Origin of the sequence: Priestia abyssalis (assembly GCF_002019595.1) — a bacterium.
GTDB classification, from domain to species: Bacteria; Bacillota; Bacilli; order Bacillales; family Bacillaceae_H; genus Bacillus_BA; species Bacillus_BA abyssalis.
In genome coordinates this window covers 4,899,783-4,921,133 of the sequence record NZ_KV917369.1, presented here as the reverse complement: position 1 = coordinate 4,921,133, position 21,351 = coordinate 4,899,783, and the positions used below count along the sequence as shown (strand labels likewise).

Genomic DNA, 21,351 nt, shown 5'->3' with positions numbered 1-21,351 from the left:
CTTTCACTCGTTTTAAGAGCGTAATTCCCATTTTTTATTGAATTTTTTATAACAAAAGGAGTGTAACAACATGTCTGATATGATTAAAATTTCATTTCCAGATGGTGCTGTAAAGGAGTTTCCGAAAGGTTCGACAACAGAAGACATTGCCGGTTCGATCAGCCCGGGATTAAAGAAAAAATCCATCGCTGGAAAATGGAACGGTGAACTTGTCGATTTACGTACACCGCTTCAAGAAGACGGAGCGATTGAGATTGTCACACAAGATACAAAAGATGCACTGGAAATCATGCGCCATAGTACAGCTCATCTAATGGCTCAAGCGATTAAACGTTTATATAAAGATGTGAAGTTGGGGATTGGTCCTGTTATTGAAAATGGTTTCTATTATGACATTGATATGGAAGAGTCAATTACTCCAGAAGATCTGGCCAACATTGAAAAAGAAATGAAAAAGATTGTAAACGAAAACTTGGAAATCGTTCGTAAAGAAGTGTCTCGTGAAGATGCAATAAAGCTTTACGAAGAGCTTGGCGATAACCTGAAGCTTGAGCTGATTGAAGTGATTCCTGCTGGTGAAACGTTGTCAATTTATGAACAAGGCGAATTTTTCGATCTTTGCCGCGGGGTTCACGTTCCGTCAACAGGCAAAATCAAAGAATTCAAGTTGTTAAGCATTGCCGGTGCGTACTGGCGCGGTGACAGCAAAAACAAAATGCTTCAGCGCATTTACGGTACAGCTTTCTTCAAAAAAGAAGATTTAGCGGAGCATCTTCGTTTATTAGAAGAGGCAAAAGAGCGCGATCACCGCAAACTTGGAAAAGAGTTGAACTTATTTACCAACTCTCAAAAAGTGGGACAAGGCCTTCCATTATGGCTTCCGAAAGGTGCCGCGATTCGCCGCGTCATTGAACGTTACATTGTGGATAAAGAAGAACGTCTAGGTTATCAGCATGTATATACACCGGTATTGGGAAGTGTCGAACTTTATAAAACTTCCGGTCACTGGGGGCATTATCAGGAAGGCATGTTCCCGGCGATGGAAATGGACAATGAACAGCTTGTTCTTCGCCCAATGAACTGTCCTCACCATATGATGGTTTACAAAAATGAAATTCACAGCTATCGCCAATTGCCGATTCGTATTGCTGAGCTTGGTACAATGCACCGTTATGAAATGTCAGGTGCATTATCGGGGCTTCAGCGTGTACGCGGGATGACATTGAACGACGCTCATATTTTTGTGCGTCCGGATCAAATCAAGGATGAGTTTAAGCGTGTCGTTAACTTAGTGTTGGAGGTCTATAAAGATTTTGGCTTAAATGATTATACTTTCCGCTTATCTTACCGTGACCCTCAAGACACAGAAAAGTATTATGATGATGATGCAATGTGGGCAAAGGCACAAGGCATGCTGAAGGAAGCGATGGATGAACTTGGTTTAGACTATTATGAAGCAGAGGGCGAAGCTGCATTCTATGGTCCGAAGCTCGATGTTCAAGTTCGTACAGCACTTGGCAAGGATGAAACATTATCAACAGTACAGCTGGATTTCTTGCAGCCAGAGCGTTTCGATTTGACTTATGTGGGAGAAGACGGCAAGCAGCATCGTCCGGTTGTTATCCACCGAGGTGTTGTATCGACGATGGAACGCTTTGTTGCGTTTTTAATCGAAGAATATAAAGGGGCGTTCCCGACTTGGTTAGCGCCGGTTCAAGTACAGGTGATCCCTGTATCCCCTGGGGTACACTTGGAATATGCGAAACAAGTCCAAGAAAAACTACAGCTTGAAGGCTTCCGTGTAGAATTAGACGAGCGTGACGAAAAAATCGGCTACAAAATCCGTGAAGCGCAAATGCAAAAAATACCTTACATGCTTGTAGTGGGCGATAAAGAGGTGGAAGAAGGCGCGGTAAACGTGCGTAAATATGGTGAGCAAAAGTCAGAGACAATTGACTTTGAACAATTTATTTCTTTGTTAAAACAAGAGGTAGCAAGATAAAAAAGGCTCTTTTCTCAAAGATTGTTGCTGTTACTTTTAGACCGTGTCACGGTCCAAAAGTAACAATGTTTACGAAAACAATCTAAAAGAAAAAAAGTTATTGCGCTGATACAATAATTCTGTTAGAATTATTTTTGTTGCGATTAGAGTAGCTTTCTTAATTGACATAGCTGGATAAGCATGTTACAATTCTGAAAGGTAATTGAATACTTGTTTGTGTAAAAGCAGAAGCACCCGCTTCTCACCTGATTGACGCATGCAGCAGTTGGCAGGTATGAATTTGACTATTTACTTATTTGTAAATATAAAGTGTGGGTGCAGTATGTGCCCACACTTTTTTTGTGGGCTGGCGTGCGGCTGCTCAAACCATGTATTCGACGATAAAACCTTGGAGGTGGCTACTTATTAGCAAGGATATGATGGTGAACGAGGGCATTCGTGCCCGCGAAGTTCGTTTAATCGACCAAAACGGGGAACAATTAGGAATTAAAACGAAGCAAGAAGCATTAGAAATTGCTGTGCGAGTAAATCAGGATCTTGTGATGGTTGCTCCAAATGCGAAACCGCCGGTATGCCGAATTATGGATTACGGTAAATTCCGCTTCGAGCAACAGAAGAAAGATAAGGAAGCTCGTAAAAATCAAAAGATTATCAGCTTAAAAGAAGTTCGTTTAAGTCCGACAATCGACCAGCATGACTTTGATACGAAACTTCGCAATGCGCGTAAGTTCCTTGAAAAAGGCGATAAAGTGAAAGCGAGCATTCGCTTTAAGGGTCGTGCAATTACGCATAAGGAAATCGGTCAGCGAGTACTTGACCGTTTCTCAGAAGCTTGTGCGGATGTAGGATCAATAGAGGCTGCTCCTAAAATGGACGGACGCAGCATGTTCTTAGTTTTAGCACCAAAAAATGAAAAGCAATAAGACGAGGAGGAACACATCATGCCAAAAATGAAAACTCACCGCGGCGCTGCAAAGCGTTTCAAGAAAACTGGATCTGGTAAGCTTAAACGTTCTCATGCTTACACAAGCCACTTATTTGCTAACAAATCAACAAAGCAAAAGCGTAAACTTCGCAAAGGTGCTGTAGTAAGCACAGGCGATTACAAACGCATCCGTTTCTTATTAGTTAACATGAAATAATTTCGGTTTAAGATAGACAATACAGGAGGGAAACAACTATGCCACGTGTAAAAGGCGGTACAGTAACACGCAAACGTCGTAAAAAAGTTTTAAAATTAGCAAAAGGTTATTTCGGTTCTAAACATACATTATACAAAGTTGCTAACCAGCAAGTAATGAAATCTTTAATGTATGCTTACCGTGACCGTCGCCAGAAAAAACGCGACTTCCGTAAATTATGGATCACTCGTATCAACGCTGCTGCTCGTATGAACGGTCTTTCTTACAGCCGTTTAATGCACGGTTTAAAAGTAGCTGGTATCGAAGTTAACCGTAAAATGTTAGCTGAGCTAGCTGTTAGCGATGAAAAAGCATTCGCTGAATTAGCAACAGTTGCAAAAAGCAACTTGAAATAATTCAAAAGCCTCCTTCTTTCAAAGAAGGAGGCTTTTCCTCGTTATATGGACAATTCCCCTAAAGGAGCATACAGGATGAAGGATTTTTGGCTAGTTTATTATCTATGTGTCAACATAGCGGGAATCACACTGATGGTTGTCGATAAAAACAGGGCGAAAAATCGCCAGTGGCGAATTAAAGAGTCCACTATCTGGCTTTGTTCATTAGCTGGAGGTGCCGTTGGGTCAGCTTTAGGAATGCACATGTTTCGCCATAAAACAAAGCATTTGCAATTCAAAGTGGGTCTTCCGCTCATTGCCATTATTCATATTTTTCTTTTATTTATCTTGTTATAAGAAATTAGTTTCAAGTGAAAAAGCAATAAAGGTATATTGTATTCCGAAGTCTTCAACAACGAATCGTCAACGGATTATGGATTTTCACTAATTCTTGATCACGATTCAGCTGAGAAGAGCCAAGCCATATATTTTTATGGCTTGGCTCTTCTCATTGAAGGAACTCTTTGATGGGACTTTTCCACTCCAGCTTGGCGTAAGGATATAAAAATTGCACTTCTTGTTCAATTCTTGAAAAATCAACGCGTGAGAGTCCTTCCAACTTTTCTGTATCACGGATAGAGATAATAATTGAAATGACCTCAAATGAGTCAGGAGTAGTTCCTAAATATTTTTCTCCTTCAAATAATACCCCTTTATATGTGAGCAAAAAGTTTTTGCGAACATTTCCCTTTTCATCCAGGAGGCGAAATTCTTTTTTCTCATGTGCATGTTCAAGTTTTCGCATGGGATCGGTAAAGTAACGAACCGCTTTATAAATAAGATAGAAAAAAGCGGCGATAATGAGCAGACGCAATAGCACAACAATCATTCTTGTCCCTCCTTATTCCATATTTCTCTACTTTACGTAGAAATTCTCAAAAGGTTTCAAGTTTCCTCCGATTTGCTATAATTTTATTACATAACTCATTTGGTGTGTATAAAAAACATACACATCAAATGAGTTACGCATAAGCGGCTGGCAAGCTCCCTTCGGGCTCTTGCCAGCCGCTTATACGAAGACCTTTTTCGTTTATTCAAGATGGGAAACCCCAAAAGCTTAAAAAAGGGCCCAGACCAAATTAATGTTAGGACTTATCATTATTGAAAGAAGGAGCAAATAGGATGAATTTTGAACAGTTATTCGAGATGCAGAGACAGCTCGATCAGCATATTGAGGAGAAGCATGGGCTGCAGCAAGAGAGATTAGTGGAACGAAAAATTTTAGCTTTATTAGTAGAGGTGGGGGAGCTTGCAAATGAAACACGCTGCTTTAAGTTTTGGAGCGTGAAGCCGCCGGCAGCGAATGAAACCATTTTAGAAGAATATGTAGATGGTATCCACTTCCTATTATCTCTTGGCCTTGAGTTGAAAATCGAGGAACACATCAACATTCCGACAGCAAAAATGAATCACACATTAACAGAACAATTTTTAAAAGTATATGAGTGCGTCTCGCATTTTCAAACAAATATGTCACAAGATACATACATTAACATGTTTTCGCAATACTTAATATTAGGTGAATTGCTCGGGTTTTCCACAGAAGATGTGAAGCGAGCGTATGTTGCGAAAAACGAAGTAAACTTTCAAAGGCAAGAGCAAGGCTACTAATTCGTTTTTTAAGTGATAGTTCTGTATAATATTAGTAATGTGTGTTCAATAAGGAGGTTTATGTATATTATGGAGAAATTGGATGAAACATTGACAATGCTCAAGGATTTGACAGATGCCAAAGGGATTCCGGGAAATGAACGTGAACCGCGCGACGTGATGAAAAAGTATATTGAACCTTATGCGGATGAAGTGACAACAGATGGGTTAGGAAGCTTAATCGCTAAAAAAACAGGGAAAGAAAATGGCCCCAAAATCATGGTCGCCGGTCACTTGGATGAAGTGGGCTTTATGATTACCCAAATTGATGATAAAGGATTCCTTCGTTTTCAGACAGTTGGCGGCTGGTGGTCTCAAGTGATGCTTGCCCAGCGTGTGACGGTTGTGACGAAAAAGGGAGATGTGACAGGAGTTATTGGTTCCAAACCGCCTCATATTTTATCGCCGGAAGCACGTAAAAAGCCGGTTGAAATAAAAGATATGTTCATCGATATTGGAGCATCCAGCAAAGAGGAAGCGATGGAGTGGGGTATCCGACCGGGCGATCAAGTTGTCCCTTATTTTGAATTCACTGTATTAAATAATGAAAAAATGTTGTTGGCGAAAGCGTGGGACAACCGCATAGGTTGTGCTATTGCTATCGATGTTTTAAAGCAATTAAAAGGTACAGATCACCCGAATATTGTCTACGGTGTCGGGACTGTTCAAGAAGAAGTGGGACTGCGCGGCGCGAAAACGTCAGCGAACTTTATTCAGCCTGACATTGCGTTTGGTGTAGATGTTGGGATTGCGGGAGACACACCTGGCGTATCCGAGAAAGAAGCGATGGGGAAAATGGGCAAAGGCCCGCAAATCATTTTATATGATGCTTCCATGGTTTCTCATAAGGGCTTACGTGATTTTGTGACGGATACAGCTGATGAATTGAATATTCCATATCAATTCGATTCCATGGCAGGCGGCGGTACAGACTCAGGTGCTATCCACGTTTCAGCAAACGGAGTACCTGCCTTGTCCATTACTATTGCTACGCGATACATTCACTCCCATGCAGCGATGCTTCACCGGGATGATTATGAAAATGCGGTGAAGCTCATTGTGGAAGTGATTAAACGATTAGATGAAGAGACAGTAAAAAACATTACTTTCAATTAATATAAATCCGCTTATGAGCGAACTTTTGAGGGCTTATTTAAGATGTAAGAACGGAGAGCTCAAAGCAGGTATAATTACAAGTGTTGTAATAAAAAGAGACGGTTGGGGAGCCAACCGTCTTTTCTGATTTTCTTATTGGAGTCCTTTTTCAAGAGTTGTCAGCATTTCGTTTTTGTCTTGCTCGTTTGAATTTTTCCAGATGACTTCAAATAAAACGCCTAAGCCTGGAAGCATTTTTTCTTCGCCGCTTTGGATAGCATCCATAATAGTTGCTTCAAGTTCTTGCTGTGAATTTCCGGAAACGTTTGATATAATGGCATTTCGTAAATTTAAACTCATTTTCATCACCTCAAATTTAGTGTGAAATTACACTGTTATTGTGAGTCTTATTCTGATTTTCTATGTAAGAAGAATTACGATATAATATAAACAGCTGACAAGCTTGCATACGCAAGCTTGTCAGCTGTTTATAAGAAAACGTTTAAGAGTTGTATACAACATGGATAGAAGCAAAGCAATAATACATATTGGAATATTAAATTGAATGGATATAAAAAGGAGAACGAGCAAGTGAAACGAATCGATTCAGTTAAAAATCCACAAGTGAAAGTGTGGAAAAAACTGCATACAAAAAAAGAACGAGATAAAAACGGTTTATTTTTAGTGGAAGGCTATCATTTAGTCGAAGAGGCGCTGCGAACAAAACAAGCGGTAAAAGAACTCATTGTATCAGAAGAAGTGAGTATTCCTTCCGGATGGAATGTAGATGATGTCTCCATCACTGTAGTTGCCAATGATATTATGAAGGCCATTTCAGATACAGAAACCCCTCAAGGAATGGCTGCGGTTTGCTATCAGCAAAAGAACGATGAGATTCCCGAAGGGCTGAACAAAATTCTGTTAATTGACTCTGTTCAAGATCCTGGGAATTTGGGTGCGATGCTCCGAACGGCGGATGCCGCTGGAGTGGAATTGGTAGTAGTCGGAGCAGGAAGTGTCGATTTATACAATAGCAAGGTGATTCGTTCGACTCAAGGGGCCATTTTTCATTTGCCGATTATTAAAGGGCAGCTGGAAGAGATTATTCCCATTCTTAAAAATCGAGGCATTTCCATTTATGGCACGTCCTTAAAGGATGCAAAACCTTATATGGATGTTCAGCCAAGCCATTCCTTTGCTCTTCTCGTAGGGAATGAAGGAAGCGGAGTGGCCGATTCGTTATTGAAACAGACGGATGAAAATTTGTATATTCCCATTTACGGGAAGAGTGAGTCGCTCAATGTAGCAGTCGCAGCAGGTATTTTGCTGTATTATTTACGCGGCAGGTAGTTGCAACATCAATTCATTTTCCATATAATAAAGAAAATGAATTACATATGAAAAAGCAAAGACGGAGAACAGTAGCTTATTACGCGCCATTTAGGGAGAAAATGCCGTGACTGAAAGCATTTTTATGGTAGACATAAGTGAATTCGCCTCCTGAGCTGACACTTGGACCATCAACCAGATGTAAAGGTGTTCCGGTTTATACCGTTATGTAGCTTAAGTTGTACGGCATATGTTTGTTTTGCCGTAAATAAGGGTGGTACCGCGATCAAACCTCGTCCCTTTCCGGGAGGAGGTTTTTTGTATTTTCATGAAAAGCTGGATCATATAAAGGAGGAAGATTGAGCATGAAAGAACGTTTGAAAGAGCTGCAGCAAGAAGCGATTGCAAAGATTGAAGCGGCAACTGATTTAAAAGCGCTAAACGATGTGCGTGTTGCTTATCTTGGAAAAAAGGGACCTATCACAGAGGTTTTGCGTGGAATGGGGAAATTATCGGCTGAGGAGCGTCCTGTCATGGGAGCATTGGCAAATGACGTTCGTGAAGCAATTGCTTCAAGTCTGGAAGCAAAGCAAAAAGGGCTGGAGCAAGCGGAAGTCGAGCAAAGATTAGCATCTGAGACTATTGATGTGACGCTGCCTGGTCGTCCTGTCAAAGTTGGAAATCACCATCCGTTAACAGCGGTGGTAGAAGAAATTGAAGACTTATTTTTAGGGATGGGCTATTCGATTGCAGAAGGTCCTGAAGTAGAGAAAGACTATTACAACTTTGAAGCATTAAACTTGCCAAAAGGTCACCCTGCACGCGATATGCAAGATTCCTTCTATATTACAGAGGAGATTTTACTTCGCACCCATACATCTCCGGTACAAGCTCGCACGATGGAGAAAAATGAAGGAAAAGGACCAATTAAAATCATCTGCCCTGGTAAAGTGTATCGCCGCGATAATGATGATGCGACGCATTCCCATCAGTTCACACAAATTGAGGGTCTTGTCATCGATGAAAACATTCGCATGAGCGATTTAAAAGGTACACTTGAAGTGTTTGCTAAAAAAATGTTTGGTGAAGAACGTGAAATCCGTCTTCGTCCTAGCTTCTTCCCGTTTACAGAGCCGTCTGTCGAGGTAGACGTATCTTGCCATAAGTGCAGCGGCAAAGGTTGTAACGTATGTAAGAAAACAGGCTGGATTGAAATTTTAGGTGCCGGGATGGTTCATCCGAACGTGCTTGAAATGGCCGGTTATGATTCGAAAAAATACCAAGGATTCGCTTTCGGTATGGGGCCGGAGCGCATTGCGATGTTAAAGTACGGCGTAGATGATATTCGTCATTTCTATACAAATGATGTACGTTTCTTACAACAATTTAAGCGAGCATAAAGGAGGGGATACACATGTTTGTATCATATCGTTGGTTACAAGAGTATGTGGATTTAACAGGAATTTCAGCAGAAGAGTTAGCTGAAAAGATTACCAGAAGCGGAATTGAAGTAGAAGGTGTAGAAGATTTAGGAGAAGGAATCAGCGGTGTTGTCATCGGCCATGTTGTCGAACGCGAGCAGCACCCGAATGCAGATAAATTGAATAAATGCTTAGTGGATCTTGGGGAAGGTGAGCCTGTTCAAATTATTTGCGGAGCGTCGAATGTTGCTCAAGGTCAAAAAGTGGCAGTAGCCAAAGTTGGAGCCGTTTTACCCGGCAACTTCAAAATTAAAAAAGCAAAACTTCGCGGCGAAGAGTCAAACGGCATGATTTGTTCCCTTCAAGAGCTTGGAGTCGAAGGGAAACTTGTGGCGAAAGAATATCAAGAAGGAATTTTCGTCTTTCCAAACGATGCACAGCCAGGAGCAGATGCGCTGGAATTGTTGAATTTAAATGATAAGGTATTGGAGTTAGGATTGACACCAAACCGCTCTGACGCTTTAAGCATGTTAGGGGTTGCCCATGAAGTGGCGGCTATTTTAGGACGTGAGGTCAAATATCCGGAAGTGGTCTTAGAAACAAATAATGAGAAAGCGTCTGATTATATTTCTGTAAAAGTCGATGCGAAAGAAGACAACCCGTTATATGTGGCGCGTGTGGTGAAGAACGTCCAAATCGCTCCTTCACCGCTTTGGATGCAAACGCGTTTAATGGCAGCTGGTATCCGCCCGCATAACAACGTCGTGGATATTACAAACTACATCTTGTTAGAATACGGCCAGCCGCTTCACGCATTTGACTACGATCGTCTCGGTTCAAAAGAGATTCTAGTAAGACGTGCTCAAAATGGTGAGAAAATCGTGACGCTTGATGATGCAGAACGCACATTAATAGAAGAGCATCTTGTCATCACAAATGGAACTGAACCAATCGCCTTGGCTGGGGTTATGGGCGGAGCCAATTCTGAAGTACAAAACGATACGACAACGGTTTTAATCGAATCAGCTTATTTCAAAGGGTTAACAGTTCGTACAGCATCAAAGGATCACGGATTACGCAGTGAGGCAAGCGCTCGCTTCGAAAAAGGAATTGATCCAAATCGTACTCGTTTAGCTGCAGACCGTGCGGCTTCATTAATGGCTTTATATGCCGGCGGTGAGGTTGTAGACGGAACAGTGGAAGCCGATACGATGACAATCGAACCTGCTGTTATCTCCATCTCATTAAAACGTATTAACGGTGTTCTCGGTACCGAGTTAACAGGAGAACAAGTAAAAGATATTTTCGTGCGCCTTCAATTTGATGTGAAAGAAGAAGAGGGAAGTTTTGTCGTAACGGTTCCGACAAGACGCGGAGACATTACGATTGAGGAAGACTTAGTGGAAGAAGTAGCTCGTTTATATGGCTATGATAATTTGCCAACAACGCTTCCGATTTCTGAAGCGACGCCGGGCCGTTTAACCCCTTACCAAGAAAAACGCCGTAAAGTTCGCCGCTTCTTGGAAGGTGCTGGTCTTTTACAAGCGATTACGTACTCATTGACAAGTGAAGAAAAATCGGCTCAATTTGCACTTGAACAAAGCGAAGCTATTCGTTTGGCGATGCCGATGAGTGAGGAACGCAGTACGCTTCGTTTAAGCCTCGTGCCGCACCTTTTAGAAGCGGTAAAACATAACAATGCACGCCAAATCGATTCGGTTGCTCTTTACGAAATTGGTTCTGTATTCCTGGCAAAGGCTCAGGGGGAGCTTCCTCAAGAAAAAGAACGCTTGTCTGGTGCGGTAACGGGATTATGGCATATGCACGGATGGCAAGGTGAGAAGAAAGCTGTTGACTTCTACGTTGTAAAAGGCATCGTAGAAGGTGTATTCAATTTATTGGGTGTAACCGATCAGATTGAATACAAGCTTGCAAATAAAGAAGGTATGCACCCTGGCCGTACGGCTGAAGTATTATTGAATGGTTCAAGCGTAGGGTTTGTCGGCCAGCTTCATCCGGCTGTACAAAAAGATATGGATTTGCGTGAAACATATGTGTTTGAATTGGATTTACAAATATTATTGACAACAGACGTTCAAGAAGTACAATATGAGCCAATTCCACGTTTCCCATCCATTTCCCGAGATATCGCTCTTGTGGTGGAGACGGCTGTGTCTGCCGGTGATATCCAGCGTGTGATCGAAGAAGCAGGCGGCAAGCTGCTGAAGGATGTCACGGTATTTGACTTGTACGAAGGAGAAAAGATGGAGCCGGGCAAAAAATCGGTTGCTTTCTCTCTTCGCTATTTCGATCCGGAACGTACATTAACGGATGAAGATGTCACAAAAGCGCATGAGCGTGTACTGGAAGCAGTAGAGGAAGCCTTTGGCGCATCCTTACGTTCATAATCTAAATCCACATAAATAGCTGGAAAGCTCCCTTATGGGTTCTTCCCGGCTGTTTATACGAGAACTTTTATGAGTGGATTCAAGGTGAAAAAACACAAAAGCTAAAATAGAATAAAAATGAATATTGAACGTTAGAAAATTAAAGTAGATTTATACAAAAGACTAGATGTTGAATTTGTAATGTTGTATCTAGATACTAAAAACATCCATGAGCCGTTCGGCTCATGGATGTTTATTTTTTTGCCATTTTCATCGCCTTTTGTGTATTGGCAAAGTGAAATTTGGTGAACGAAGGAAGGGCTTGTTCTCCTTGTTGTTTGATGAGGCGGGCTGCAGCGATATCGACTGGGGCCCCTGCTCCTTTAGGTAAGGTAAATCCCGCTTGTTCGCTGAGCTTATCCATCGCTTTCAAAAAGGCATAGCGGGCGATCATGGAGGCGGCCGCAACCGCAATATGAATGCTCTCACCTTTTGTGCTGAAATAAACGTTCTCTTTTACAATTTCTTTTTGGGAAGCAATATGCTCGTAGTAAACTGTCCGTTCTGCAAATTGGTCGATAAGGATGCCTTCAGGTTTGATCGGTTCCATTTTTTTAAGTACGTTTCCGATTGCCTGATTGTGAAGAAGAGCCTTCATCTTTCCTTGTGACATTCCTTTTTGCTGCCATTCATTATATTTGTCGTTATGTAAAATGAGCAGGCTGTATGGAAGGATGGTAATGAGCTGTTTGGCAATTTCGGTAATCTTGTCATCTGTTAAGCTTTTGGAATCGCGCACACCCAATTCTTGAAGCAGGGGAATTTGCTGTTTATCAACATAGGCGGCCACAACGGTCATCGGACCGAAGTAATCTCCTGTGCCCACCTCATCTGAACCGATAAAGGAACGCCTTGCAATATCCGAAGGCAATGTACTGGCGGGTTTACGGGAAGGGATGGGAGAGGAAGGCTTTAGGTTGACGGTTCCCCATTTGGCGGCTTCAGCTTCAGCTCCTTGTCCCTGAAACAGTACTTTTCCGGAACGATAAGCCGTAATTGTACAGCTTCCTGTTTTGGCGACAAAAAGCCCTCCTTGCGGCACTTTCTCCGTTAGCTTTGAGCGGTAATGTTCTCTCATGCTCTCTAATTGTCCACTATTCATTTTTAAAACTGTATTCGACATAAATGAACTCCTTCTAAACTATTCTCTATATGGATTCTTATCTAATTCCAGCCCGTTTTATAAATTGGGCCGTCTGTTTCTTATTCTATATGAATCCGAGTTAACTTTCTAACATGGGTATTGTTTTTGGCAGGTGCTATTTGATTGTTTTTACATTTTAAATATGCTATTAAGGGATATAAATAACAGAACATGGATATCTTTTTATCCATGTTCTGTTATTTAACAGGACATGTCTTTCCATGTAATATCGCTTCATGGTATGATAAGGATTAGGATTTGGTGGAACGGAGGACTTTTTGTGTCAGAACAACCTAAAACACGTACGACAGTTGATATTTTCGGACAACAATATACAATCGTCGGAACGGAAAGCACAAGTCACATTCGTCTTGTGGCTTCCATTGTTGACGATAAAATGCGTGAAATAAGTGCAAAAAATCCACATTTAGATATAAATAAGCTGGCCGTTTTGACGGCTGTAAATGTAGTACATGATTTTCTTAAACTAAAAGATGATTATGAAAAAATAGAGAGACAATTTCGAAATCCAAAGGACTGACAGCTATGCTAAACATTATTTTGATCGGTTTGTTCATTTTAGGTTTCTTAGCTGGAATTAAGCGCGGGCTTATTCGTCAACTTGTTCATTTAATCAGTTTTATTGCGGCTTTTCTCGTTGCTTATTCCTTCAGCGACCAGCTCGCTCCAAGACTCAAGCTGATTATTCCGTTTCCGGAAATCCAAATGCAGGGAATAACGTCTTTCCTATTTGAACAAGCATACATAGAAGAAGCATTTTACCGTATGATTGCATTTGCCTTTTTATTCTTTGGGACAAAACTGTTATTAGGAATGGTTGGTTCAATTCTTCATTCGTTGGCACAGCTGCCTGTGCTTAAGCAATTAAATAGATGGGGCGGCGGTATTTTAGGCTTTGCTGAAGTATATCTTGTTTCATTCGTTCTTCTTTATATTGGTGCGATTATTCCCGTCAACGAAATTCAAGAACCTATTCAGCAATCCTTTATGGCAATGTTCATCGTGAACGATACTCCGATTTTATCTTCTGCCATCCAGGATTTATGGAGGCACTATTATACAACCCTTTAAAATGAAAATTAAAGGTCATGAAGTGAACCGTCCTGTGAGATCCAGTGTAGTCAAGGGTTTCGGAGACGGTTTATTTTATTGATGATGGAGTTTTTGAGTTAGTGCATAATAAATTACATGATATCTTACAATGATATACCATAGAGGCGGTGTGACGAAAGTGAATAAAAAAGAAATTATCAAACTGTTAGAAACGATTGCGGTTTATATGGAGCTCAAAGGGGATAACCCGTTTAAAATTTCGGCTTTTCGTAAAGCTGCTGCAGCCATCGAGAGTGATGAACGAAGCTTGTCGGACATTGAGGACTTCACTCAAATGTCTGGAATAGGCAAGGGAACGGCTGCAGTCATTGAAGAGTACATACAGACAGGAAAGTCCTCTGTTTTAGAAGACCTGCAAAAAGAAGTGCCGGCAGGGTTAATTCCACTGCTGAAATTGCCAGGCCTTGGCGGTAAAAAGATTGCAAAGCTGTACAAAGAGCTTCAAGTGGAAGACATTGAATCATTAAAGGAAGCTTGTTTGCATCATAAAGTGCAGGAATTAAGCGGTTTCGGCAAAAAAACGGAAGAGAAAATCCTTGCTTCCATTGAGGAATTCGGAAAACGCCCCGACCGTCTTCCTTTAGCATTCATGCTGCCCATTGCAGAGGAAATTGAAGAGGCACTTGCGCATATGGACGGGATTATAAAGTTTTCAAGGGCGGGAAGCTTACGGCGAATGAGAGAAACGATTAAAGACCTTGACTTCATTATTGCAACTGAAGATAACGGACAAGTGCGTGAACAATTAACGGCGCTGCCGAAGGTGAAAGAAATCATTGCGAACGGTGATACGAAAGTATCGGTTGTTTTAGGTTATGAATATGATGTTTCCATTGATTTCCGCTTAGTGAAGGAACAAGAATTTGCAACGACTTTGCACCATTTTACCGGTTCAAAAGATCATAATGTACGCATGCGCCAGCTGGCAAAAGAGCGCGGTGAAAAAATAAGCGAGTACGGAGTTGAGAAGGTTGAAACGGGAGAAGTCATTACATTCGAGAATGAAGAAGCTTTTTATCAGCATTTCGGGTTAAGTTTCATCCCCCCGGAATTACGGGAAGATGGTACAGAAGTCGAGGCATTCATGAAGTCCCATCCTGTTATTACCTTAACTGATATAAAAGGTGATCTTCACATGCACTCAACATGGAGTGACGGCGCTTATTCTATTGAAGAAATGGCGGAAGCATGCCGGAAAAAGGGCTACCGCTATATGGCAATTACGGATCATTCTCAATATTTGAAGGTAGCGAACGGACTGACGGCTGAGCGCTTACGCAAACAGCGGGAAGAAATTGATCGCTTAAATGAGAAGTATAATGACTTTACGATTTTAGCCGGGGTAGAGATGGATATTTTACCCGATGCTTCACTTGATTATGATGATGAATTGTTAAGCGAAATGGATCTTGTCATTGCATCGATCCATTCGAGCTTTTCTCAGCCGCGTGAAGTGATTATGCAGCGCCTGAAAACTGCTCTGGAAAATGCCCATGTAGATTTTATCGCCCATCCGACCGGGAGATTGATTGGCCGGAGAGAAGGCTATGATGTAGATATGGACATGTTGATTGAGTTAGCTAAACAGACGAACACAGCGTTAGAACTGAATGCTAATCCACATCGCCTTGACTTGGCAGCCGAGCATTTAAGAAAAGCACAAGAAGCGGGAGTAAAGCTAGTCATCAATACAGACGCGCATAATATGCAGATGCTTGAGCATATGGAGATTGGTGTTTCCACAGCAGTAAAAGGCTGGGTTCGACCTGAACAAGTCATTAATACGTACGAATTGGAAGACCTGGTAACATTCTTAAAACGCAACGATTTGAATGTGGGGAAATAAGGATGTAAAACAATTGATGCAGGTTTATTAAGGGAGGAAGAAATGTTGCAGCAGCGCATTTTTAAAGTATTAGAATTCGATAAAGTCAAAGAACAGCTTCTTACCCATGTTGCTTCCTCGTTAGGCCGCGAGAAAGTGATGCAGCTGATGCCGTCAACCGACTACGAAGAAGTGGTCAAAAGGCAGAATGCAACTGACGAAGCAGTGACGGTTTTAAGAATAAAAGGCAATGTCCCGCTTGGAGGGATTTATGATATTCGTCCTTACGTAAAGAGAGCTTCCATAGGCAGTACGCTCGGGACGACGGAATTGCTGGATGTGTCCAGTACGATTTATGGCACAAGGCAGATGAAAAAATTTATTGAGGAGCTTATGGAAGAAGAGTTCAGTTTGCCTATTTTGCAGGAGAGCGCTGAACAATTGACTCCGCTGCCTCAAGTAGAGCAGTCCATTAAAAATAGCATCGATGAAAACGGAGTCATGCTGGACGGAGCAAGCGATAAGTTAAGAAGTATTCGTCAGCGCCTTCGGACAACGGAATCGAGGATTCGTGAAAAATTGGAAAGCTTGATTCGGTCATCTTCCGCTCAAAAAATGCTTTCTGATGCCATCGTGACCATTCGTAATGAACGGTTTGTAATTCCAGTGAAACAAGAGTATCGAAATGCTTACGGCGGTATTGTGCATGATCAATCATCATCGGGTGCCACGCTGTTTATTGAACCGCAGGCAATCGTTACATTGAATAATGAACTGCAGGAAGCGAAAGTTCAAGAAAAGCAGGAAATTGAACGCATTTTAATTGAGCTTACTAAGGAAGTGGCAGAAGTTGCTTCCGAGCTTCAGCACAATGTGACGGTTTTAGGGGAGCTGGATTTTACATTTACAAAGGGAAAATACAGCCATAAACTGAAAGCCTCAAAGCCAAAAATGAATGAACACGGCTATATTAAATTGTTTAAAGCCAAGCATCCACTCATTCCAAAAGAAGATGTAGTCGCCAACGATATTGAGTTGGGCGGGGAGTATTCCACGATTGTTATCACAGGACCGAATACAGGAGGAAAAACCGTTACCCTCAAAACAATCGGGCTATTTACATTGATGGCACAATCCGGTTTGCAAATTCCGGCTCTTGACGGTTCAGAAATGACGGTATTCAATCATGTGTTCGCGGATATCGGTGATGAGCAGTCAATTGAGCAGAGCTTAAGTACCTTCTCTTCCCATATGGTCAATATTGTGGAGATTTTAAAGGATGTTGACTATAAGAGTCTTGTGTTGTTTGATGAGCTGGGAGCAGGTACAGATCCTCAGGAAGGGGCGGCACTTGCCATTTCCATTTTGGATGAAGTGCACCAAAGAGGGGCACGTGTTATTGCCACTACTCATTATCCTGAATTAAAAGCATACGGCTATAATCGTGAAGGTGTTATTAACGCGAGTGTAGAATTTGATATTGAAACACTGAGTCCGACGTATAAATTATTGATTGGTGTGCCGGGCCGAAGCAATGCGTTTGAAATCTCCAAGAGGCTAGGATTGGCAAATCGTGTGATCGAACGGGCAAAAGGTTTTATCGATACGGAGACCAATACAGTAGAAAACATGATTGCTTCTCTTGAAGAAAGCAGACGTCAAGCGGAAGATGAACTACAAGAAGCGGAAAATTTGAGGAAAGCGGCAGAGAAGCTGCATAAGGAATTGCAAAATCAAATCCTTGAGTTTAACGAGCAGCGCGACCGTTTGTATGAAAAAGCGGAACAAAAAGCAGCAGAGACCGTTGATGCGGCAAAAGAAGAAGCGGAAGAAGTCATTCGACAGCTACGAAAAATGAGCCGAAATCAACATGCCTTAGTGAAGGAACATGAACTGATTGAAGCAAAAAAACGATTGGAAGGGGCGGTTCCTGCTCTTGAAAAGAGCGGGAAGAAACCAGCTGATCAAAAGAAGGCCCAAACATTTACTCCGGGAGATGAAGTAAAAATCATCAGCTTCGGTCAAAAAGGGACGCTTATTGAAAAAGTGAGCAGCAATGAATGGCAAGTACAAATGGGCATTATGAAAATGAAAGTAAAAGAAAACAACATGGAATACATTGGATCTCCGAAGCCGGTAGAAACGAAGCCGCTTGCTACGATTAAAGGAAAAGATTATCATGTGAGTCTCGAACTTGACTTGCGCGGAGAGCGTTATGAAGATGCGTTAATGCGGGTTGAAAAATACATTGATGATGCGCTTTTAGCTGGTTATCCACGCGTTTCAATCATTCATGGGAAAGGAACGGGAGCGCTTCGACAAGGGGTACAGGAATATTTGAAAAATCACCGTTCCGTCAAGAATATTCGATTTGGCGAAGCCACAGAGGGAGGAACCGGTGTAACGGTTGTCGAGTTTAAAGGATAGGAGAGAGAGCTGGAATGAAAGCCTTTTGGGAGAACCCTTATGTGGAAACTGCTGCTTATTACAGTGTTGTTGTTCTTTGTATGGTTGTCTTTCTGGTGATTTTTGAAATTGTAACGAAATATAAAAATTGGGAAGAAATTCAAAAAGGGAATGTAGCAGTGGCTATGGCTACCGGAGGAAAGATTTTTGGTCTTGGGAATATTTTCCGTCATTCCATTGAACAGCACGACTCATTATTTGAAATGATCGGATGGGGACTGTTTGGATTTGTCCTCTTGTTGATTAGTTATTTTATCTTTGAATTTTTAACACCGAAATTCAGGATTGATGATGAGATTGAAAAGGATAATCGGGCGGTTGGTTTTATTGCTTTAGTGATTTCAGTCGGGATGTCATATGTCATAGGGGCAGGAATCGGATAATGTGTGTTTCTAAAAGGGGTACAAAGGAGAGAACATGGAGACTTTAGCAAAAGTATTACTAACACTGTGCGGAGGGTTTCTCATTATAGGGATTATTTACATGCTGTTTTTAACATAAAGGATAAATAAAAAGGTACGTTTTTATTTATCCTCTTTTATGGAACAGTCACTATGCTGAGGCTTTTGTAATCATGGAAGCAAGAAGATAAAAATGTATGTTATGTCTAAAAAATTGAGATGAGCGTTTTCGCTCATCTCAATTTTTTTTAGGAGGTATTTACATAGGGCATTGCCACTTTCGCTTGGCCTATACTATAATTCAATTATAGATTTCTAAAAATTTAGACTATTTGGAGGTGAGTTGATGACAGACGAAACAGCAAAACCATGGTTAAATCTATATCCGGAGGAAATCCCTCCCCATGTTCAATTGGAGGATAAAAGTTTAGTTGACTTGTTTCAAGAAGCTGTTCAACTTTATCAAGACAAAACAGCCGTTCATTTTTTAGGGAAAAAATTATCGTTTAAGGAGTTATACGAGCAAGCAATGGCACTGGCCGCGTATTTGCAACAACTTGGGCTTTCGAAAGGGGAAAAAGTCGCTATCATGCTTCCGAACTCTCCTCAAGCCGTCGTATCTTTCTATGGGGCATTGCTTGCAGGGGGCATAGTTGTACAAACCAATCCTCTTTACACAGAGAGGGAGTTAACGTTCCAGCTCAATGATTCAAATGCGAAGTATATCATATCATTGGATCTTTTATATCCCAAAATCTCTAAAGTGAAAGCGTCAACAAATTTGAAGCATGTCATTGTGAGCAAAATTCAAGATTATTTGCCCTTCCCTAAAAATTGGCTATATCCGTTTGTTCAAAAAAAGCAAAATGGTTTAATCGTAAAAGTGGAACATCGCGGTACTAATCATTTGCTTTCGGAAATTGTGAAAAGTGGTTGTGGGTCCTATACACCTATCTTGATTAATCCAGAAGAAGATTTGGCTTTATTGCAATACACGGGAGGAACGACAGGTTTTCCAAAAGGGGTGATGCTTACTCATATGAATTTGGCGGCCAATGCTACTATGTGTTCCCATTGGTTGTATAAATGTAAAAAAGGGGAAGAAAAGATTTTAGGCGTACTGCCTTTCTTTCATGTGTACGGTTTAACGACTGTACTTATTTTGTCTGTTCTGCAAGGATATGAAATGATTTTGCTGCCGAAATTTGATGTGGAAACGGTGCTGAAAACGATTCATAAGCAAAAGCCTACGTTATTTCCAGGAGCACCTACTATTTATATTGCCTTATTGAACCATCCCCGCCTAAAAAAATATGACTTATCATCTATTGATTCCTGTATTAGCGGATCCGCTCCCCTTCCCGTGGAGGTACAAGAGAAATTTGAAGAGGTGACAGGCGGAAAGCTTGTAGAGGGATACGGGCTTACTGAAAGCTCTCCTGTGACTCATGCGAACTTTTTATGGACAGAGCGGGTATCTGGGAGTATTGGAGTGCCTTGGCCTGATACGGATGCGATGATCTTTTCATTACAAACGGGAGAACAAGCACCTTTCAATGAAATCGGGGAAATTGCGGTTCGTGGGCCGCAAGTGATGAAAGGTTATTGGAACAGGCCGGAAGAAACCGAGGCTGTACTAAAAGATGGCTGGTTTTTAACAGGGGATTTAGGTTATATGGATGAGAGAGGATATTTCTATATTGTTGACCGCAAAAAAGATATGATTATTGCTAGTGGATTTAACATCTATCCGAGAGAAGTGGAAGAAGTGTTATATGAGCATGAGAAAATACAAGAAGCAGTTGTAGCGGGCGTACCAGATCCGTATCGCGGAGAGACGGTGAAAGCATACATTGTCTTAAAAGAAGGAGCGGTATGTACAGAAGAAGAGATTGATACCTTTGCCCGCCAACATTTAGCCGCCTACAAAGTACCGCGAATCTATGAGTTTAGAAATGAACTTCCAAAAACGGCCGTAGGAAAAATTTTAAGAAGGGCCCTTGTAGAAGAGGAAAAAGAAAAGCAGAAAAAAGCGACTTAGAGATACCTTTATTTTACCATTTCTTTTTTCTATGAAAATGACCATTGACAGAAATGGTAAGATTTTTTATTATAAAAATATGAATGACTATTCATTCATATTTTATCAGAGGAATTAGTTATCATTCTCTTAAGATGTTCAAGCTCTCATGTTACGATGGACAAGGGACAAAGCACCAAGAAGAGTGAATCAAGCAGAAGGAGATAAGAGATTGAAAAAGAATCGACCTAAATATAAACAAATTATTGATGCAGCAGTTATTGTTATTGCTGAACACGGTTATCACAATGCCCAAGTATCTAAGATTGCTAAACAAGCCGGTGTAGCGGACGGTACGATTTATTTATATTTTAAAAGTAAGGAAGATATCCTTGTTTCTTTATTTCAGGAAAAAATGGGACAATTCATCGAAAAAATCGAGGAGGAAATTGCAGGAAAAACAAGTGCCGGCGAGAAGTTATACATGTTAATTGAAAAACACTTCATGCTTTTCGCGGAGGATTATGAGCTTGCAGCTGTGACACAATTGGAATTGAGACAGTCCAATAAGGAACTTCGTTTAAAAATCAACGAAGTGCTAAAAGGGTATTTGCACGTAGTAGACAGCATTTTACAAACGGGTATTGAAACAAGAGAATTTCATTCTAACCTCGATATTCGTTTAGCAAGGCAAATGATTTTCGGTACGATTGATGAGATGGTTACGACTTGGGTTATGAATGAGCATAAATATGATCTCGTTTCATTGGCACCGAAAGTCCATCAGCTTCTTTTAACTGGATGTAACGGCTCTCAACCTTAAGGTAGAGGGCTGTTTAAC

At 41.2% G+C, this 21,351-nt stretch carries 20 protein-coding genes and 2 other annotated features; of the genes, 17 read left to right on the top strand and 3 right to left on the bottom strand.

Features of this window, described 5'->3' with window-relative positions; translation table 11 throughout:
- Positions 1-70: 70 nt before the first annotated feature.
- The 5 genes from thrS (at position 71) to BK575_RS23530 (ending at position 3,875) form a co-directional block, all read left to right on the top strand.
- Entirely contained in the window at positions 71-2,002 is a 1,932-nt protein-coding gene (gene thrS, locus BK575_RS23550; RefSeq protein ID WP_078413996.1) for a threonine--tRNA ligase, read from the top strand.
- A 216-nt stretch (positions 2,003-2,218) separates the two neighbouring features.
- Positions 2,219-2,348, top strand: a sequence feature (ribosomal protein L20 leader region).
- Positions 2,349-2,370: 22 nt separating this feature from the next.
- Positions 2,371-2,925, top strand: a complete 555-nt coding sequence (infC, locus tag BK575_RS23545; RefSeq protein ID WP_078414938.1) for a translation initiation factor IF-3 — start codon at positions 2,371-2,373, stop codon at positions 2,923-2,925.
- 18 nt (positions 2,926-2,943) lie between these two features.
- Positions 2,944-3,144, top strand: a complete 201-nt coding sequence (rpmI, locus tag BK575_RS23540; protein ID WP_028395136.1) for a 50S ribosomal protein L35 — start codon at positions 2,944-2,946, stop codon at positions 3,142-3,144.
- Between the two features lie 38 nt (positions 3,145-3,182).
- A complete protein-coding gene (rplT, locus tag BK575_RS23535) occupies positions 3,183-3,539 on the top strand; it encodes a 50S ribosomal protein L20 (RefSeq protein WP_078413995.1) in 357 nt (118 codons plus the stop codon).
- Between the two features lie 75 nt (positions 3,540-3,614).
- Entirely contained in the window at positions 3,615-3,875 is a 261-nt protein-coding gene (locus BK575_RS23530) for a DUF1294 domain-containing protein (RefSeq protein WP_078414937.1), read from the top strand.
- Between the two features lie 151 nt (positions 3,876-4,026).
- On the opposite strand, the gene BK575_RS23525 is transcribed toward BK575_RS23530, so the two are convergent.
- Positions 4,027-4,407 (bottom strand): sigma-w pathway protein ysdB, encoded by a 381-nt coding sequence (locus tag BK575_RS23525; protein WP_078413994.1) that lies wholly within the window; start codon positions 4,405-4,407, stop codon positions 4,027-4,029.
- 293 nt (positions 4,408-4,700) lie between these two features.
- Here BK575_RS23525 and BK575_RS23520 point away from each other — a divergent pair, with 293 nt between their 5' ends.
- A complete protein-coding gene (locus tag BK575_RS23520) occupies positions 4,701-5,189 on the top strand; it encodes a dUTP diphosphatase (RefSeq protein ID WP_078413993.1) in 489 nt (162 codons plus the stop codon).
- Between the two features lie 69 nt (positions 5,190-5,258).
- A complete protein-coding gene (locus BK575_RS23515) occupies positions 5,259-6,344 on the top strand; it encodes a M42 family metallopeptidase (RefSeq protein WP_078413992.1) in 1,086 nt (361 codons plus the stop codon).
- 132 nt (positions 6,345-6,476) lie between these two features.
- Here the strand turns inward: BK575_RS23515 and sspI are convergent, their stop codons facing one another.
- Entirely contained in the window at positions 6,477-6,683 is a 207-nt protein-coding gene (gene sspI / locus BK575_RS23510) for a small acid-soluble spore protein SspI (RefSeq protein ID WP_078413991.1), read from the bottom strand.
- A 231-nt stretch (positions 6,684-6,914) separates the two neighbouring features.
- On the opposite strand from sspI, the gene BK575_RS23505 reads away from it, so the two are divergent.
- From BK575_RS23505 to pheT, 3 genes are all read left to right on the top strand, one after another.
- On the top strand, positions 6,915-7,673 hold the full coding sequence (locus tag BK575_RS23505; RefSeq protein WP_078413990.1) for a TrmH family RNA methyltransferase: 759 nt from the start codon (positions 6,915-6,917) through the stop codon (positions 7,671-7,673).
- 49 nt (positions 7,674-7,722) lie between these two features.
- Positions 7,723-7,956, top strand: a binding site (T-box leader).
- Positions 7,957-8,017: 61 nt separating this feature from the next.
- The gene (gene pheS, locus BK575_RS23500; RefSeq protein ID WP_078413989.1) at positions 8,018-9,052 is read left to right on the top strand and encodes a phenylalanine--tRNA ligase subunit alpha; all 1,035 of its coding nucleotides are present in this window, start codon (positions 8,018-8,020) and stop codon (positions 9,050-9,052) included.
- Positions 9,053-9,066: 14 nt separating this feature from the next.
- Entirely contained in the window at positions 9,067-11,481 is a 2,415-nt protein-coding gene (gene pheT, locus BK575_RS23495) for a phenylalanine--tRNA ligase subunit beta (RefSeq protein ID WP_078413988.1), read from the top strand.
- A gap of 232 nt (positions 11,482-11,713) precedes the next feature.
- Here pheT and rnhC read toward each other — a convergent pair whose 3' ends face one another.
- Positions 11,714-12,643 (bottom strand): ribonuclease HIII, encoded by a 930-nt coding sequence (gene rnhC / locus BK575_RS23490; RefSeq protein ID WP_078413987.1) that lies wholly within the window; start codon positions 12,641-12,643, stop codon positions 11,714-11,716.
- A gap of 301 nt (positions 12,644-12,944) precedes the next feature.
- On the opposite strand from rnhC, the gene zapA reads away from it, so the two are divergent.
- From zapA to BK575_RS23455, 7 genes are all read left to right on the top strand, one after another.
- Entirely contained in the window at positions 12,945-13,205 is a 261-nt protein-coding gene (zapA, locus tag BK575_RS23485) for a cell division protein ZapA (protein WP_078413986.1), read from the top strand.
- A 5-nt stretch (positions 13,206-13,210) separates the two neighbouring features.
- Entirely contained in the window at positions 13,211-13,756 is a 546-nt protein-coding gene (locus BK575_RS23480) for a CvpA family protein (RefSeq protein ID WP_078413985.1), read from the top strand.
- Positions 13,757-13,886: 130 nt separating this feature from the next.
- Positions 13,887-15,644: a DNA polymerase/3'-5' exonuclease PolX gene (gene polX, locus BK575_RS23475; protein WP_078413984.1), complete on the top strand. Its 1,758-nt coding sequence runs from the start codon at positions 13,887-13,889 to the stop codon at positions 15,642-15,644.
- A 45-nt stretch (positions 15,645-15,689) separates the two neighbouring features.
- Entirely contained in the window at positions 15,690-18,050 is a 2,361-nt protein-coding gene (locus tag BK575_RS23470) for an endonuclease MutS2 (protein WP_078414936.1), read from the top strand.
- A gap of 14 nt (positions 18,051-18,064) precedes the next feature.
- A complete protein-coding gene (locus BK575_RS23465; RefSeq protein ID WP_078413983.1) occupies positions 18,065-18,472 on the top strand; it encodes a DUF350 domain-containing protein in 408 nt (135 codons plus the stop codon).
- A gap of 364 nt (positions 18,473-18,836) precedes the next feature.
- Positions 18,837-20,531, top strand: coding sequence for an AMP-binding protein (locus BK575_RS23460; RefSeq protein ID WP_078413982.1), 1,695 nt, complete (start codon positions 18,837-18,839; stop codon positions 20,529-20,531).
- A 211-nt stretch (positions 20,532-20,742) separates the two neighbouring features.
- The gene (locus BK575_RS23455) at positions 20,743-21,333 is read left to right on the top strand and encodes a TetR/AcrR family transcriptional regulator (RefSeq protein WP_078413981.1); all 591 of its coding nucleotides are present in this window, start codon (positions 20,743-20,745) and stop codon (positions 21,331-21,333) included.
- Positions 21,334-21,351: the final 18 nt, after the last annotated feature.

Bases quoted from the DNA above. Each gene is read 5' to 3' on its own strand.
- pheS (WP_078413989.1), top strand. From the start codon at position 8,018: ATGAAAGAACGTTTGAAAGAGCTGCAGCAAGAAGCGATTGCAAAGATT.
- BK575_RS23515 (WP_078413992.1), top strand. From the start codon at position 5,259: ATGGAGAAATTGGATGAAACATTGACAATGCTCAAGGATTTGACAGAT.
- infC (WP_078414938.1), top strand. From the start codon at position 2,371: ATGTATTCGACGATAAAACCTTGGAGGTGGCTACTTATTAGCAAGGAT.
- rnhC (WP_078413987.1), bottom strand. From the start codon at position 12,643: ATGTCGAATACAGTTTTAAAAATGAATAGTGGACAATTAGAGAGCATG.
- BK575_RS23460 (WP_078413982.1), top strand. From the start codon at position 18,837: ATGACAGACGAAACAGCAAAACCATGGTTAAATCTATATCCGGAGGAA.
- BK575_RS23480 (WP_078413985.1), top strand. From the start codon at position 13,211: ATGCTAAACATTATTTTGATCGGTTTGTTCATTTTAGGTTTCTTAGCT.
- BK575_RS23525 (WP_078413994.1), bottom strand. From the start codon at position 4,407: ATGATTGTTGTGCTATTGCGTCTGCTCATTATCGCCGCTTTTTTCTAT.
- sspI (WP_078413991.1), bottom strand. From the start codon at position 6,683: ATGAGTTTAAATTTACGAAATGCCATTATATCAAACGTTTCCGGAAAT.
- rpmI (WP_028395136.1), top strand. From the start codon at position 2,944: ATGCCAAAAATGAAAACTCACCGCGGCGCTGCAAAGCGTTTCAAGAAA.
- polX (WP_078413984.1), top strand. From the start codon at position 13,887: ATGATATACCATAGAGGCGGTGTGACGAAAGTGAATAAAAAAGAAATT.
- pheT (WP_078413988.1), top strand. From the start codon at position 9,067: ATGTTTGTATCATATCGTTGGTTACAAGAGTATGTGGATTTAACAGGA.
- BK575_RS23530 (WP_078414937.1), top strand. From the start codon at position 3,615: ATGAAGGATTTTTGGCTAGTTTATTATCTATGTGTCAACATAGCGGGA.
- BK575_RS23520 (WP_078413993.1), top strand. From the start codon at position 4,701: ATGAATTTTGAACAGTTATTCGAGATGCAGAGACAGCTCGATCAGCAT.
- BK575_RS23465 (WP_078413983.1), top strand. From the start codon at position 18,065: ATGAAAGCCTTTTGGGAGAACCCTTATGTGGAAACTGCTGCTTATTAC.
- thrS (WP_078413996.1), top strand. From the start codon at position 71: ATGTCTGATATGATTAAAATTTCATTTCCAGATGGTGCTGTAAAGGAG.
- rplT (WP_078413995.1), top strand. From the start codon at position 3,183: ATGCCACGTGTAAAAGGCGGTACAGTAACACGCAAACGTCGTAAAAAA.